The 15510-nt window shown below is 63.9% G+C and carries 12 protein-coding genes; 7 read left to right on the plus strand and 5 right to left on the minus strand.

Annotated elements, in window-relative coordinates; genetic code table 11:
• The first annotated feature begins 160 nt into the window (after positions 1 to 160).
• Entirely contained in the window at positions 161 to 406 is a 246-nt protein-coding gene (locus tag OVA28_RS10630) for a hypothetical protein (protein WP_268096914.1), read from the plus strand.
• Positions 407 to 451: 45 nt separating this feature from the next.
• Here OVA28_RS10630 and OVA28_RS10635 read toward each other — a convergent pair whose 3' ends face one another.
• From OVA28_RS10635 to OVA28_RS10645, 3 genes are all read right to left on the minus strand, one after another.
• Entirely contained in the window at positions 452 to 934 is a 483-nt protein-coding gene (locus OVA28_RS10635; RefSeq protein ID WP_268096915.1) for a very short patch repair endonuclease, read from the minus strand.
• Between the two features lie 90 nt (positions 935 to 1024).
• On the minus strand, positions 1025 to 3106 hold the full coding sequence (locus OVA28_RS10640) for a nuclease-related domain-containing DEAD/DEAH box helicase (protein ID WP_268096916.1): 2082 nt from the start codon (positions 3104 to 3106) through the stop codon (positions 1025 to 1027).
• Between the two features lie 764 nt (positions 3107 to 3870).
• On the minus strand, positions 3871 to 4992 hold the full coding sequence (locus tag OVA28_RS10645) for a hypothetical protein (RefSeq protein WP_268096917.1): 1122 nt from the start codon (positions 4990 to 4992) through the stop codon (positions 3871 to 3873).
• A 198-nt stretch (positions 4993 to 5190) separates the two neighbouring features.
• Between OVA28_RS10645 and OVA28_RS10650 the strand changes: the two genes are divergently transcribed.
• The 5 genes from OVA28_RS10650 to OVA28_RS10670 all read left to right on the plus strand — a co-directional run bounded on the left by OVA28_RS10650 (position 5191) and on the right by OVA28_RS10670 (position 13290).
• Entirely contained in the window at positions 5191 to 7314 is a 2124-nt protein-coding gene (locus tag OVA28_RS10650) for an AAA family ATPase (protein ID WP_268096918.1), read from the plus strand.
• A complete protein-coding gene (locus tag OVA28_RS10655) occupies positions 7295 to 8548 on the plus strand; it encodes an McrC family protein (RefSeq protein ID WP_268096919.1) in 1254 nt (417 codons plus the stop codon). Before OVA28_RS10650 ends, OVA28_RS10655 begins: the two co-directional genes overlap by 20 nt.
• Positions 8549 to 9385: 837 nt before the next feature.
• Positions 9386 to 10885: a DGQHR domain-containing protein gene (locus tag OVA28_RS10660; RefSeq protein WP_268096920.1), complete on the plus strand. Its 1500-nt coding sequence runs from the start codon at positions 9386 to 9388 to the stop codon at positions 10883 to 10885.
• 302 nt (positions 10886 to 11187) lie between these two features.
• The gene (locus tag OVA28_RS10665; protein ID WP_268096921.1) at positions 11188 to 12225 is read left to right on the plus strand and encodes a hypothetical protein; all 1038 of its coding nucleotides are present in this window, start codon (positions 11188 to 11190) and stop codon (positions 12223 to 12225) included.
• A 477-nt stretch (positions 12226 to 12702) separates the two neighbouring features.
• Complete coding sequence (locus tag OVA28_RS10670; protein ID WP_268096922.1) at positions 12703 to 13290, plus strand: DNA adenine methylase; 588 nt, start codon at positions 12703 to 12705, stop codon at positions 13288 to 13290.
• A gap of 693 nt (positions 13291 to 13983) precedes the next feature.
• Here OVA28_RS10670 and OVA28_RS10675 read toward each other — a convergent pair.
• Together OVA28_RS10675 and OVA28_RS10680 are read right to left on the minus strand one after the other, a co-directional pair.
• Positions 13984 to 14259, minus strand: a complete 276-nt coding sequence (locus tag OVA28_RS10675; protein WP_268096923.1) for a hypothetical protein — start codon at positions 14257 to 14259, stop codon at positions 13984 to 13986.
• 39 nt (positions 14260 to 14298) lie between these two features.
• Positions 14299 to 14535: a hypothetical protein gene (locus OVA28_RS10680; protein ID WP_268096924.1), complete on the minus strand. Its 237-nt coding sequence runs from the start codon at positions 14533 to 14535 to the stop codon at positions 14299 to 14301.
• Positions 14536 to 14791: 256 nt separating this feature from the next.
• Between OVA28_RS10680 and OVA28_RS10685 the strand changes: the two genes are divergently transcribed.
• Positions 14792 to 15031, plus strand: a complete 240-nt coding sequence (locus tag OVA28_RS10685; protein WP_268096925.1) for a DUF1653 domain-containing protein — start codon at positions 14792 to 14794, stop codon at positions 15029 to 15031.
• Positions 15032 to 15510 lie beyond the last annotated feature (479 nt).

Here is a 15510-nt window from a genome sequence, read left to right on the forward strand (position 1 = left end):
CGTGCGCAGCAGGGCAGGGAGCCGTGTCAACGCCGCGCGATGCGCAGAGGGCAGCGGTGCAGCTGCTGAACGACACCGAGAAGCAAGCCGATCTGCCCTGGCCAGCGACACGCCCCCAAGCGCAGAACAGTGCGAAGGCGGCGTTCGGTTCGGGTACTACGTGACCGCGAGGATCCGAACGGACGCGAAGCAACTCGCCACGACGTTCCAGCGGTTCTGGACGGCCGAGGGGCTGACTGTCTCTCCGTCGACGACGGACTTCGGCGAGAAGCGCGGCATCCTGTACTCGGCAACCGCGGACGAGGCGGGGGCAGCCAGCGCCGCCTACCAGGTCAGCAACACGACGGTCGCCATCCGCGTCCTCTCACCGTGTGCTGCAGGATCGCTCGACGACTACGAGGAGTGACGCGGCATCGGACACGACTGCAACGCGATGTTGAACACGTCGGCGTCACGCCGGCGTCGTCGTGCGGTTCAGCGGACTGGTCGGCGTGCTTGAGGCTCGTCGACCATCGACGATGTGAGCCCAGAGCGCGAGTTCACGCTCCACTCGGTCAGCGGCCTGAACCGGGTCCTCGTGCTCCCACACGCGGACGACCTTCCACCCCTCAGCGCGGAGCACCTCGTCGTGCCGAGCATCCCGCTGCCGGTTCGCCAGGAGCTTCGTCCGCCACAGTTCGGCGTTCGCCTTCGGCAGGTGCGCGTGCTCCTCGCAGAAGTGCCAGAAGCAGCCGTCGACGAAGACTGCTACCCGGGCACGAGAGAAGACGAGGTCAGCCCGCGTCCGAGTGCGTGAGCTGACGAGCCGGTCGACGAAGAACCGTCGGCCCCGTGCGTGCAGGACCCGGCGCAGCGCGAGCTCCGGTGCAGTGTCGCGCCGCCGGAACCGAGCCATGTGCTTCCGCCGGGCGTCGTCCGCTTCCCACTGCTGCATCCCGTGACGCTAGCCCGACGCGTACTCGTGCGGGATGCGCCGCCGACGACCGGTGGAGAGTCAGTGCCTCGCCGAGGCGCGCAGACCCGCTCACGCGCGGCCGAGCGCACCGACCCAGAGACCGTCACGCGCCCGAGTCATCCCGACGTACAGCTCGCGGCGGTCGAGCTCGCGGCGCTCGCGGACGGCGACCGACTCGGTGTCCGGAGCGTCACCGAGCAGCTTCGCCGGTACGTGCGGCAGCAGGACCTGCTTGAACTCGAGGCCCTTCGCCCGCTTGATCGTCCCGACCCGCACCCTGTCGGAGCTCTTGCCCGCGTAGTGCTTCAACGAGACGGACGGCACTCCGGCTGCATCGAGGACCGCCGTGACCTTGTCGGCCTGCGGGTTCGTCGCCGTGAGGATGCCGACGTCACCGCGGCCGGTCCCGACCAGGCGGAGGACCTCGTCGACGCGGGCGAGCAGTGCTGCATCGTGCGCCGCGCGGTCCACGAAGCGGTGGACCCCGGGCGCAGGGCCAGAGCGGGTGACCGCGGAGACCGTGTCGCCGGCGCCGTCGACGCCCTCGATGTCGACGAACTGGTCGTCCGCCACCATCTGCTTGGCGAAGTCGAGGATCTCGGCGGTGTTGCGGTGGTTCACGTCGAGGACGACTCCGCGCCCGGCAAGACTGATGCCGACCTCGCCGAGGGTGTAGCCACCCGGGTAGATGGTCTGCTGGCCGTCGCCGATGAGCGTCAGGCCGTCCGGCCGGTCGCCGACCAGGGCGTGCAGCAGCGAGACCATCGCGCACGACAGGTCCTGCGCCTCGTCTACGATGACGGCGTCGTACCGGTCGAGCGGTTGGTCGCGGACGGCGTCCCTGGCGAGCAGGACCACGTCCTCGAAGTCGCAGACGCGGCGCTCGCGCAGATTGGTCGCGTAGGTCTCGTACAGGTCCCACACCGCCTGCCGGACCTCGACCGGCAGCGCGTGCCGCCGCCCGACGCGCGCCAGGTCGGCGTACTCGTCGAAGTGCGTCAGCCCGCGCCCCTTGATGACGTGGGCGATCTCCTCCTCCCAGTACCGGCGCGTGAAGCGCGGAGCGCGCAGCGGACTGGAGGCTCCGATCACGTTCCAGGCGTCGGCGAACGCGCGCTGAGCCTCCAGTCCGTCGATGCGGAACGCGACCCCGCGCTCCTTGAGGAGCTGGCTGGCGAAGGCGTGCACGTTGACGAAGTCGACGCGGCCGACCATGTCGGGCGCGAGGCGCCCGAGCAGTGACTGCAGGACCGCCGGGAGGGTGCGGATGTAGGTGGTGAAGAGGACGCGGCCGCCGGTCGCGCGCGCCAGGTAGGCGGCGCGGTGCAGGCCGACGACGGTCTTGCCCGTGCCGGCGGCACCGCGGATGCGGGCCGGGCCGTTGAAGTTGCGGCGGACGAGCTTCGCCTGGGCGGGGTCGAGGAAGGCCATCCAGTCCTCGATGGGGGCGTCGAGGACGGCGTCGAGGAGGTGGTTCTCGAGTTCCTGCTGGTTGATCAGCGGCTCGGGGTCGCGGGGGAGGACCGTGGCCGGGACGATAACTTGTACGGGTGCTGGATGGTCATCGTGGATGACAGGGAAGTGGGCGAGGACAGCGGCGAGTACTTCGTCGACGCGGACGGCTGAGAGCCGACGGCCGCGCTTCGTGATGTGTGCGATGAGGTCGTGGACGCCGACGACGTCGACCGAGGCGACCTCGGCGTGCACCTTCTTCTGGCCCGCGAGGGCGACAACGGCGTGGACCTCGCCGGGTGGGAGGCCGATCTCGGCCAGTGCGGCTTCGGTCTTCCACGCCAGGTCAGCGAGGTTGGCGATGTCGTCCGTGACGTCCTCCTGGCCGCGGGTGATGCGGCCCTCGTGGACAGCGACGTCGCGCCAGGCCTTCGTGTCGACGATGAACACGCCCGCGGTGCCGACGACGACCATGTCGACCTGGGCCGTCTTGCTGCCGGGCCAGCGACGGTCGGCGAGGAGGTGGTAGCCGATGCCGGCCAGGGGAGCGAGGACCTTCGCCGTCTCGCTCTCGGTGCGGTGGGCGATCTCGAAGCGTGCGGCGCGCTGTTCGGCGTCGTCCGCTTGGCGACGGAGTTCCGTTGCCCGGCCGCGTTGGCGGCGGGCTTCGACGCGTGCTGAGTCGCCGGCGATGGTCATGGTGGTGCCCCCCCCTGGCCGAACGCCTCCCTCGGGCGCCGGTCGTGAACCATCCTCGCGACCTGAAGCGAGTGGCGGGAGTACCCGTTGTGGGGGCGGTGCCAGCGCGATATTCACCGTCTGTCGCTGCTGAGACACCGTCGAGAACGGACTATCGAGGCAGTGGAACCCGAAGTCCTCAGGCGTCAGCCCGGTCCAGTTCTCCGCTCGATGCCCTGCGCCAGGCCACACCGGCGCTGTCGCGGAACGTCAACCCTTTCACGCCCCGTTCGTCGGATGTTGTGAAGGGGCGGAGCGGGTCCCGTATTTCCCTGACCGGCTTTGCGTGGTCCCATGGGGACGTGCTCCCATCGGAACTCTCACGATCGACGTTCGGAAGGAAGTACTCCCCAGGGGGAACGCAGCGAAGAGACGGAGTCTCCTCCGTCGTGAATCCGTGGCAGGACACTCGCAGGTCGTACACCGGGTCGTCAGATGAATTGCGGACCAGGACGCCGAACACTGGTTCGCCCCCAGATCGAATCTGCGTCGCGGCCCACGCGCTGATTCGCGTGGCGTGGCTCCGACGTTCGCTTTCCTTTGCCTGCTCATCGCGAGCCGACTCGATCCCGAAGAGCTGCTTGGCCTGACGAGCTGCGATCATCGCCGCCACGAGCGCTCCGCCGGTAGCGACAGCGCTGACACCTTCAAATACTGTTCCCCAGCCCATGCGTTGAAAGTAGCAGCGACGAACGGTTGCTCCAGGGTCGGCTGAGTCTGCCTCTTCAGACCCGTCCGTACCGCTGACGGAGATCGTGCAGGAGTCCGCGTTCCCGAGCATTCAACTCGCCGTCGACACCTGCGACCTGCTCCGCGGCGTCGATGATGTCGCTCAGGTCGCCCGGCTCAGCGTCAAGTCGCTTCCAGACCTCGTCGGGCTTGAGTTCGATGAGTTCGGCCAGCTCGTCGTCGATGATCTGGTGCTCCTCGCGAACCACGCGAACGACGTGGCGCATCAGTGAGGTCTCGTCCTCCGTGCTCTTGCCGTCCACATTGATCATGAGCCACGTGACCCAGAGCAAGAGTTGTGGATGCTCGGTCCGCTTGCTGAGGTTCCGCGCTAGCTCAATGATCCGAGCGTCGTTTCGGAAGACTGAACGTGCATGACGGCCGGCAACGAGGGTTGTGTAGCGATTGAGCAGGACCGCGAGCGGGACCCCGATCAGCGGGATGCCGATCTTGATGATGTTGCGCTGGAGAAGGAACTTCCCAACGACGGGAAGCCCCCTCGCTGCCGACAGGACTGGGCCCTTGATGAAGGTCCTGACCAACGGCCGCACCGCGATGGGCACGACCTTCAGAGCGCCGTCCTTCGCGATCTCTCCACCTTTGACGGTGAAGGCAACACGGATCAGTTTCCAGAGGTCGTCCGGATCATTCACATCGATCGGCACGCGGTAGAGCACCGCGATGTCGTAGGCGAGGCGCAGCTGGAGCTGCGTGAGGAAGGTGACGTCCACCAAGACGGTCGCTGCTGCTGCGGGGAGCGTCAGCGGTGAGGCACCGCCGGCACTGCCGATGGTCGCGGCCACGGCACCGGTGTAAGCGCCCGCGGACAGCCCTCCCTCGAGCGCGGCGTACCGAGCTGCCATCTTGATCCGTTGCTCCACCACAGCGTCAGCAGGGACTCCCTGGTAGCGCTCCTGGAAATAGGCGGCATCAACTTTGTCGGTGTACGAGCTCAGCGCGTGAGCGAGCAGCTTCGTGAACCAACCACCGCTCTTGAGATCGTCACCGGTGAGCCCGCGAACGAACTCACGGAGGTTGTCCTGCTCGGCTTCGACGGCGACCTTTGTCGCATCGTCGGTGTCTTCGGACGGGAAGGTGTCAGTGGGGGCGTCAGACATGACGTGTCCTCTCGAGCCGCCAGACGGACGGCAATGCGCATCGTCAAGAGGCCGGTAGGAGCCGCTTGGTGATCGAAGAGTATGTTTAGCCTGAGGTTTCCGCACCTTGTCGACGCGCAACGGCGGGACCGCGCAACAAGCCATGCGCCGACCGTCGCGCTTCTGGGCGGACGGCATCTCCGAGGAAGTAGATCGTCAGTGACTCGCAGTCAGAACCGGCTTGAACGGCTCCGCGCGGCCCTTCGGTACCTCGATGCCCACGAGTTGGGGCGTCGGCTCGAAGTGTGGGAGCACGTCAAGGCGCTGGTCCCGCTCGAGGACGAAGAGCTTGACCTCAACGGCAGCGGCGAGCCTCAGGGTCAGTCTGACTTCTTGTGGGGAACAACCGCACTCGTGCACGCCGGCTACATGGAGAAGCCGCGCCGCGGCGAGTGGACCGTTACCGAGGCTGGTCGCGCGATTGCGCGCCCGGAGCTGCCGGTCGACGATTTCGGCGCAGCGCTTGCCGAGCGTGAGCGTGCTTTCCAGCGGGCGCAGCGGGAGGATCTCGCCCTCCGTCTCCGGACCGAGATCGTGCCGCCCGACCGCCGAGCAGAACACGTCCGTGTCACGGAAGAACTGTTCGTCGAGCGAGGCCTGCGGCAACTCGACTCGGTCTTCGCCCCCGGCCGCACGGTCTGGCGTCCTGACGTTGCCGACGAACTCCGCGTCCGATTCCTGGCGCAGCCAGACATCGAGGGCGACGACTTCCTGTCGAAGCTCGTCAACCAGTTCCGTGATGCCAGTGACGACGCGAAGCTGTTGATGTCGGAGCTGATCTGTTGGCAGATCCTTCCGCTCCAGACGCCTGGCGAGCGGAAGAAGCGGGCGCGCGTGACATCGTTGCTCGACACGATGCAGCATCCGGTGACGATCCCGTCCGAGATCGACAGTGCCTTCCGTTCATGGTCGTTCAACCCGGGAACCGGCATGTCCGTGCAGCTCTACCGGGCGATGGCCATCGTCGTCGAGGCTGCGGTGCACTGGATCGCACTTCCCCCAGAGGCACGCGATCACGCGTTGGAAGACCCCTGGGCTTGGCGCGACTTCGTGACGGGACTTCCGGGGTCCGCGTTCCCGACCCAGCGAAACGAGCTTCTCTACCTCGTCCACCCTGGTGTCTTCGGCGAGGTCGTCTCAGGTGACAACCGCGACGCCATCCGGGCCGCCTTCGCCGGCGAAGTCGAGGGCCAGATGGAAGACGACCCTGACGCTGCCTTCCAGCAGATCACGATCGCGCTGCAACAGAAGGAGAAGGGCCCGGCGCTCTACTACGTCGAACCGCTGCTGTCGCGGTGGCAGGCGAAGAAGGCGAAACCCGAGGAGGACGTGCTTCAAGACGACACTGATGCCTTGACGCGAGCGGAGGAGGCAGATCGTGTTGTGCGTTCTCGATTCCCGAAGGCAGCCACTGCTCTTGCCGCAGCCCTCCACATGTCGCAGGCCTGGCTCCAGGACACCCTCGACCTCATCGAGCGCCGCAAGCAGGTCATCCTCTACGGCCCTCCCGGCACCGGCAAGACCTTCCTCGCGCAGGCGCTCTCAAAGCACGTGACAGGGGGAACCGACGGCGAGACGACAATCGTCCAGTTCCACCCGACGTACTCGTACGAGGACTTCTTCGAGGGCTTCCGCCCCGTCGCCAACGACGACAGCGGCAACCTCGCGTTCAGCCTCCGGAAGGGCCCGCTGCGCAGGCTCGCCGACTCGGCCGCCGCCAACCCGGAGGCGAACTACTTCCTGGTCATCGACGAGATCAACCGCGGCAACATCGCGAAGGTCTTCGGCGAGCTGTACTTCCTGCTCGAGTACCGCGACAGCGAGATCTCCCTGCTCTACAGCGACGAACCCTTCACCCTGCCGAGCAACATCTTCGTCATCGGCACGATGAACACCGCCGACCGCTCGATCGCGATGCTCGACGCCGCGATGCGGCGCCGGTTCGCCTTCATCGAGCTGCACCCGGAACGCGACCCCGTGCGGAACGTGTTGGCGGGCTGGACGGCGACCAGGGGCCTCCAGGACAACCGCGCCGACCTGCTGACGCGACTCAACGCGCAGATCCAGGACCACGATGCCAAGGTGGGCCCGTCGTTCCTGATGCGCGACCTCGGCGGAACCGGCCTGCAGGACGTGTGGCGGTACGAGATCCTGCCGCTCCTGGCGGAGCACCACTACGGCGAGGGCGTCGACCTGGAGGCTCGGTACGGCCTGGCAGCGCTTCGTCGCCACGCGGCGCCGCTCGTTGCGGACGGGGCCGAAGGTGCTTCCGTCGACGATTGAGCTGCGGGAGGCGGACCAGCCGGTGGTGCACCGGCTACCGCGGGCGGTGGCCGTCGGTCTGGCATCAGCGAACATCGCGACCGTTGCACCGACGCTCGGAGCGGACGAGTATCGCGTGAGCGGTGTCCGGAAGGTCGGCGTCGTCCGTATCGCCGGGCACACGGTGTGGCTGAAGCCGAAGACCCCGGTGCGACGGCTGTTCGCGATGCTCGGGTACGCGCGGGCCGGAAGTGCGATCTGGACCGAGGACGACTTCGGGTTCGAGGAGGACGAGGACCTCGTGCCGGCGCTGGCGCACGCATTCGTGCGGCAGGCCTCGCGGGCGCTGGCCGGAGGGCCGCTCCGCGGGTACGTGACGCACGAGGATGCGCTGCCGCTCGTGCGTGGTCGGTGGCGGATCGGGGACCAGCTGACGCGGCGGGGTGGGCAGCCGCTGCCGGTCGAGGTGTCGTTCGACGACTACGTGGATGACATCGCGGAGAACCAGGTGCTGCTGACCGCTGCGACGCGGTTGTTGCGGCTGCCGGGCGTTCCAGCGGACGTGCTCGGGGCGCTGCGGCGGACCGTTCGAGTACTCGATGGGGTGTCGGTGATCCCGGTGGGGGCGCCGGTGCCCGTGGTCAGGCAAGATCGACGGAATGCGCGGTACTCGTCGGCGTTGGCTCTCGCGTCCCTTGTGCTGTCGGGGTCTTCCGTCGAACAGCGCGCCGGCTCAGTTGTCGCGTCGGGGTTCCTCGTCGACATGTGGTCGGTGTTCGAGGACTTCGTGTCGGCTGGACTGCGCGAGGCGTTCAAGCCGTACGGGGGAGTGCTTGTGTCGCAGTACGCTTCGACGCTCGACGTCGAGGGGACGGTGAAGATCGCACCGGACCTTGTGTGGATCGTCGACGGGGTCGTGCGCGCCTGCATCGACGTGAAGTACAAGGTCGAGAAGCACGGGCAGTACCCGAACGCTGATCTGTACCAGATGGCGGCGTACTCCAGCCGGTTTGGGCTCCACGAAGCCAACCTGATCTATGCCACCGCTGATGTTCTGCGAAGCAGGCTGCAGATGCTGAACGGGCCGTCCATTGAGCGGCACGCGATAGATATCGGCTCATCGATCCTGGCGATCGGCTCGCAGATGCGCACCATTGCCAGTCGGACCGCGAAGGGAGCCGTCTTCAGCGCGGAAAACTGCCTCGGGATCGTGGAGGGCGGCGACGCTCTGCTTAACGAGGCTGCTCGAACGTAGGCGGCCGTCTCGTCCATGGGGTAGTTCATATGTCTGTCTCACGGGCAGCCTCCGGGCGGTGCTTCGACGACGCTGAAGAGGGAGCAGACCTAGCTAACAACTCTATCCCATGCTGCGCTCACTTCCCGGCAGACGCTCGCCGTAGCAGAGCCGCAATTTCATCTATTTCACGAAAGCTGCGGCAATCACCGTGATCACAGATGACTTTGCCATCAAGAGACCCTCGTGCGCCTCTCGTTTCGAACCACGCCAAGCACCCGATTGGGGCCTTCGCGGGAACGCTGCGTCGGTTGGTGCGGCCCGCTGCTGATTCGCCAGCCGGGGCCTACCCGCATAGGAGCAAGGATCGAAGAACCTCCCAAGGACGGCGAACGTCTTCCAGAGGGACAGTCAAACAGGGAAGCCGCACTCCTCGGCGCAGTCGACACAGCGAAGGCCGGAGGGAGGTGAGGCGTGTACTGCTCAGCTGAGAGGGCGCGGGGCGCATCCTGCTCGTTCGGGGGCAGCCTGAGAACCAATCCGTCGCAGCTAAGAGTGAGCTCTCTGGCTCCAGAGTCCTCCGACGCTTTGCGAGTGGTTGAACCGCGCCACGTGAGCCCTCGGGCGCCGCGAAGCGGGCTTCCCCGGCAGCCGTGTGCGGCGCCGTCAAGCCCTGCCCCTCTCAGCGTTCGGAGCGTACGCCGGGGCAAGCTTGGCGGCTCGCATCTCAGGGGTAAGTTACCGGCGGGTGCTGAGACCGAGCGGAAGCGTGCGAGACAAGCTCGGTTCCGTATCCGCCCACAGTGCCCTAGTGTGGCAAGGCTGCCTGATGGAGGGCATCGGACGCACGGAGGAAAAATGTCGGAGAAGTTTCCCGCCATAGTGGTACGTCAATGGCTCGACGAGTGGAACGAAATCGATTTCGATCCAGCGGCCTTTCAATCACGCCCTCCAGAGCATTTCCTGATGACATCAATTCCCGCACGAACCCTTCGGCGTCTTTCAAACACCTATCGCCGGTCGAGTGGCAACGGAGAGACAGGCATCCAGCGCAAACATGACGAAACCAGAAGCAAAGAGATAGCTCGATTTGTGCGCGAGGGTTACCCGCTCTCGTCTCTCTCGGCCGCCAAGAAGGCCGCTTCCACGGAGAATCTGCGGAAGCCTGGATGGCTCCCCACCGCAATTGTAGTAAACATCCTCGATCCCGAAATGCCCCGGTCCGGTCGCGATGTCGCTCGAGAGGACGCGTTGCAGCTGCGAGCCGCGGACGAGTGGCGCAGGGGTGATGTGATCGAGGTCGGATTGCCTGCTTCGTGGAGCGATGAAGAGTGGGAGCCTTCAGGGTCGTACCCGATTGAGGTAATCGACGGGCAGCATCGCCTCTGGTCATTCATCGAGGGCGACGAGGATCTTGAATACGATTTGCCAGTCGTTGCTTTCTTCGGCCTTGACATTTCGTGGCAGGCATATTTGTTCTGGACTATCAACATCAAGCCGAAGAAGATTAACGCTTCTCTAGCGTACGATTTGTATCCCCTGCTTCGCGATCAAGAGTGGCTGCGTCAGGGGGAGGGCCTCGACGTATATCGCGAGACCCGCGCCCAGGAACTAACGGAGATCCTCTGGTCGTCGCCCAAGAGTCCCTGGTTCCAGCGAATCAACATGTTGGGCGAGACGGGCGTTCGGGCGAGGATGCCTGTGACACAAGCGTCTTTCGTGCGATCCCTTTCGGAGTCGCTTGTTCGTCCTTGGAACTCCCGTTCGTCGGGCATTGGTGGCCTTTTCGGCGGTGGGGGTGGGGGCCAAGGGCTCGCGTGGACCCGTGCTCAGCAAGGAGCCTTTCTGCTCGCGATTTGGGGTGAGCTCCATACAGCCATTCAAACGGAAAAACCGGTGTGGGCGGAAAGCCTTGACCAGGGTGACCTCGATCTTGTGGACCTCCATTCCGGCTTCGCAGGCTCGCAGACTCTCTTAGCTGCAGACCAGGGGGTTAGGGCTCTTCACCAGGCCGTCAACGACGTGATGTGGGTTGCGGCTCCACAGCTTGGTCTCGGGGAGTGGAAACGGTCTTCGGCGTTCGATGACACTTCGATCGATGCGGTTGAGGAGGAGCTGTTTTCTCTACAGAATCAGCCGTTCAACGGTGTCATTACCGATTTCGCAAACGCGCTGGCGAGCTATGACTGGCGGAGCTCCAAGGCGAACTTGAATCCGGACCAGCAGCTCTTCAAGCAAGCTCTTCGTGGAACTGGCGGATACAAATTGCTTCGAGACAGTGTTTTCCTACACTTATCGAAATCGGGTCCGCTGGCACTTCGGTCGGCGATTAACAAGGCGATTGAAGTACGAATGTGACGAAATCTACCGATTTTGGGGCCCTGCGGGCGGTGATCTCGTCTACTCGACGGGACGTTGTCGAAAATTCGTTGCCACGCGCTATCGTTGGCGCGCCGCTACACTGGTTGGGGGCGTCGCACCCTCTTCTTAAAGGCGATGACCGACACGGGCTCAAGCGGAAACCAGGTCAAGAGCCGTACTCTCCAGTGGAGGTAGCGTCGATCGCTGAATATTGTTCTGCGTCGGTCTATCTGCATGCGTCAGATGCGATGAGCTATCTAGGGCGGGCTCTTTCTGCGTACGTATCGGGAGCTCCTAACGTGGCCGTTCACCTTTTGTACTACTCCGAATTGCGAAGTGTGCATTCGCTACTCGCGCGCGATGGCATTGTGGTCTTGAATGGAAATCCGATTTGCATCACCGGTGATACTTCCGCAGAACGCATTGCACCACTTCTTGCCAATACAGGCACGCATAGAGCGACTTGGGATATTTTCTCCGTGTGGGCGGCGGAACACTCCGGAGAGAGACTCAAAGAAGCAGTCCGCGTTGGGGGAAGGACACTAGGTGAGTGGACAGCTGCCTGGCGGGGTGCTGGTTCTGCCGACGCGATTTTGAAAAACTTGATCATTTCTTGGGGGCTCGACTTGGACCACTTAGGTGGCGATCGAGACGTCAGAAATACCGCCTCATATGAGCCTGCTCGATTGGCTCCAGCTGTTGATAGTAGCGAGCGGCTCGGACCTGCTTGGCTCGTGGAAGAGATGTGGACGTTACTTGAGCCTAGCGGATCCGGGAACTTCGAAAGATTCGATCTACACGTTCTCCGAGATGTGCTCGGCGCTTTAGCTCGTGCATCCTCGGACAGCGAGAACGAGTCTCCGGGTCTCGATAGCTCGAAGGTAGAGGCCGTGATGGATGAGTTGGGGATTTTATCTTCGCAAAGTTCGTTATTAAGTGCACTGGTCAACGAGCGCAGAATTCACTTGCTCGATAAGACCTCCGAGGTTGCCCCGCAAGATGTTGAGCCGGACGACCAGCTTGTGGCTTCCGTTGCTGCGCGGGCTGTAGCGCTTTTGCGGCTAGCTCTCGGGTCCGTTGCTACCCTGTCCGATCGTAGCGGGGTGGACTCCACTCAGCTCGAGTTTTGGGCGCGAGATCTGCTTTCCATGAGGGGCATTGATGCGGAAGCTGCCCCAAGTGACTTGTGGGACGAGATAGCTTTCGCGCTCGAAGATGTGGACCAGCTCGGTTTCACCATGGCCGCTCCCTCCCTCGAGGGGGTTGCGGTATGGGCGCCCATTGCTCAGACTTTGGTCACCACTGAGCGAGTCGTGCGATGGGTGCAGGCGGTCTAGATAGTGAAGTACATGGGTTCCAAAGCGTTCATGTTGAATGGGATGCTTGGGAAGCATCTCCTTAACCTGTCCTCAGATGCCACGAGATTCGTTGACCTTTTTGCCGGCTCGGGATCGGTAGTGCATCACGTTGCCCAGAATTCGGCGATCGAAACCGTCGCTGTCGATCAGATGCTCTTCCCTAGTATCCTGGCGTCGGCCATCACGGGTCGAACCGCATCCTTAAGTAGTTCCGCGATTGTGTCTTCTTGGCTCCAGCCACTGGTCGATGAAGGGGGGCGACTCTCGCTCCCAGTGGTTCCTCGAGACTTCGACCGATCCTGGGTGATGGGCGTTCGTCATGATGCAGCAGCATTCGCAGATAATTGGTTCGTCAGTCGAGACTACGGTGGTCATTATTTCTCGCCGGTTCAGGCCCATTGGTTAGACCGCGCAATCCAAGAGCTGCCGGGGGATGACGAGCAACGAAAGGTAGCGATGGCCGCCGTCATCCGAGTCGCCTCCGATATCGCGGCGTCGCCTGGTCACACCGCCCAGCCGTTCCAGCCTTCTGAGGTGCTCCTGCCACATATCCGTAAGGCCTGGTCCCTCGACGTGCTGAGCCGACTGAGGACGGAAGTGGAGAGTCTGTCTTCTAAGCACGCCGTCGTGAAGGGCGAGGCCCTTGTCGGTGACGCTGAGGCTTACGCGGCGGCGTCCCTCCGCGACGGCGATGTCGTCTTCCTCGATCCTCCTTATTCGGAGGCCCAGTACGGTCGTTTTTACCATGTCCTCGAGGGGATAGCGCGGGGAGGGTGGGGAGTAGTGTCAGGTGCGGGTCGTGCTCCGGCGCCTGCAGAGCGGGCGTCTTCGGAATTCAGTAGGAAGAGTCGTGCTCGCGAAGCAATGCTTTGTCTTCTCAAGTCGCTGAGGTCAAAGCAGCTGACTGCCGTCCTGACCTATCCGGAGGGCTTGAGGAGTAACGATTTGACGTGGGAGTTCATAGCGCAAGAAGCTGGTGGCCTCGGCTTTGTGACCGAGATATCTCATGTACCGATGAGTCAATTCGACTCTCGGTGGATCTAATAGCTCTACTGCAAAGCGAAAGGCTCGCCATTCTCTGCGTGAGGTAGTGATGACACTGAGGGCGGAATGAGATCACTTCTGTACCCTGTTGTTGTGCGGGCCCTGAAGCGCCGAAGTGTGGGACCTCACCTAATATGCTCTAAACTTTGAGTGCCTTGCAGTCCTCGCATCGCGACCCGATCGGTGGCCGCAGCTCAGTCTCCTTGAACGAATCGCTTAGGTTCCAGCTCTGTGTGAGAACTCGACGTGGATCACCACGCGATCGTTGAGGCGGGTGGTGAGGTCATGACTGCGAGGTCTGAAGGACAGCCGACTGCGTCACCAGATCTGCCCGCACCGACCTAGACACCCCGATCAACAACGTCGCGACGTACCGTACGACGTATGCCGCCACGAGCCCCGACCCGTACCCGAGTAACGCCCAACCGTACCCGGAGGAGCCGTTCAGCAGCGGGGTTAGTGACAGGTCCGAGGCCCCGATGGTGCTCGCCCCGACGGAGTGCCCGAGCTGGTCAAACAGCCCGACGACACCGCCGCCGAAGGCTCCACCGATGCAGGCGGTGATCAACGGCCGACCGCGGGGGCGTCACACCGTAGATCAGGGGCTCCCCGACTCCGGGGAATCCGGCCGGAAGCGAGCCTTGGATGGCCCGGACCAGCGAGGCGTTCGACCGGAACCGAACCCACAGCGCGTTACGGGCACCTGGTCCGCCCGGCATCACCAATCGCCAGCGCGGGCAGGAGCACGGTCCACCCGGTTTGGTCGATCAGGGTGGTGTGGGTCGGGATGAGTCCCTGGTGCATGCCGGTCATGACGAGCGGCAGGAAGGGGCCTCCGAGCACGAGGCCGGCGAATGCCCAATCGTTCGCGAGCAGCCTGGTCGCGGCGGTTCCGATCGCGACCGAGACGACACCGGCCACGGACATCAGGATCCCCAGCGTCACCGAACCGGCAACGAGCTCGGTCACGTCGGCACGACGATGAGCGCTATGACGTCGGGCGTGACGCTACTCATGAACCGCTCGACGTAGGCGGCGAGGGAGCCTGGCGACGACCCGCGCCGCTAGCTGTTTCGGCGGGAGGATGGCCTGGAACATCAACATACCGATCACGACCGCGAGGAACCAGGCGTACGGCGAGAACGTCTTCGTCGCGATGAGGACGAGGAAGCCACCGAAGAACCCCGCCGCGACCAGGTTCGGCCACCACGTCGACTCCTGACGCAGGCCGAGCGGCCACACCACGGCGCGTACACGAGTCCGAGGACCGTGGGGACCCAGAAAGCCGAGGGACGGATGGCGCCGGCGCGGAAGTGCAGCCAGACCTCCATCCCCGCTATGACCGCCGCCATGACGACGAAGAACACGCTGTGCGCGACGGTCCCGCTCACGAGTCCTCAGTGTGGTCATGTCGTTGCCCCGTAGTGCTCGTTGCTCGTACTGCTCAGTCAAGCAGAAGGCGTGGTCATGGTGCCACCGCTCGGGCCGCACCTTCAGTCGTGTGACTGACGACGTGACCGCGGGTCGCTACCGACAGTTCAAGGGCAACGACTACGAGGTGCTCTTCGTCGCCCGGGACGTCGAAACTGAGGAGCCGGTCGTCGTCTACCGGGCACTGTACGGAGAGCGGGGGTACTGGGTTCGCACGCTCGCGGACTTTACGGCGTGGGTGTCGCGGGACGGGTACGAGGGGCCACGGTTCGTGCGGGTATTTGCCCACCTTGACTCCGCCTCAAAATAGGGTGACGACTTCACCACGGTGGTCCGCGGGAGAATACTTCACGCCCACGGTCATGCGCCGGGCTATCTTCCACCGACTGTTCTGAGGCACTTCGATCTGCACCGAAAACATCAACGCATCCAGATCGGGGTCACGAACTCGCTCGCCGCTCTTGCCTTCTTGTGAGCCTTCTACTACGCGAAGATTGAAGGTGAGGCGGCGCGCAATCTGGATTTGTACGAGGTCGGTCAAGGCTTCTCGCGAGAGGCTATCGAGTCCTGCGTGGCTCAGCGACGCCCCATGCCCCTGACTGCCTTTTCCGCTCAGATGCTTGAAGCGCTCCTCGTCTATATGCAACGGCATCGTACTCTGCGTCTGAGCGTGTCCGGACAGGGCCATCAAAGCGAACTCGCCGTCGACTTTTCGCCATTCTGGAATTTCATTGTCCAGTTTGAAATGGAGGAACATATCGTACAGCTCTGGATCGACCTGCTTCACCT

This window comes from Curtobacterium sp. SL109, from assembly GCF_026672405.1.
In the GTDB taxonomy this organism is placed as follows: Bacteria; Actinomycetota; Actinomycetes; order Actinomycetales; family Microbacteriaceae; genus Curtobacterium.

What these genes read in the sequence shown, in the direction of transcription:
- OVA28_RS10635 (WP_268096915.1), bottom strand. Translation starts at nt 934, where the DNA reads ATGCAGCAGTGGGAAGCGGACGACGCCCGGCGGAAGCACATGGCTCGG.
- OVA28_RS10640 (WP_268096916.1), bottom strand. Translation starts at nt 3,106, where the DNA reads ATGACCATCGCCGGCGACTCAGCACGCGTCGAAGCCCGCCGCCAACGC.
- OVA28_RS10645 (WP_268096917.1), bottom strand. Translation starts at nt 4,992, where the DNA reads ATGTCTGACGCCCCCACTGACACCTTCCCGTCCGAAGACACCGACGAT.
- OVA28_RS10660 (WP_268096920.1), top strand. Translation starts at nt 9,386, where the DNA reads ATGTCGGAGAAGTTTCCCGCCATAGTGGTACGTCAATGGCTCGACGAG.
- OVA28_RS10670 (WP_268096922.1), top strand. Translation starts at nt 12,703, where the DNA reads ATGGCCGCCGTCATCCGAGTCGCCTCCGATATCGCGGCGTCGCCTGGT.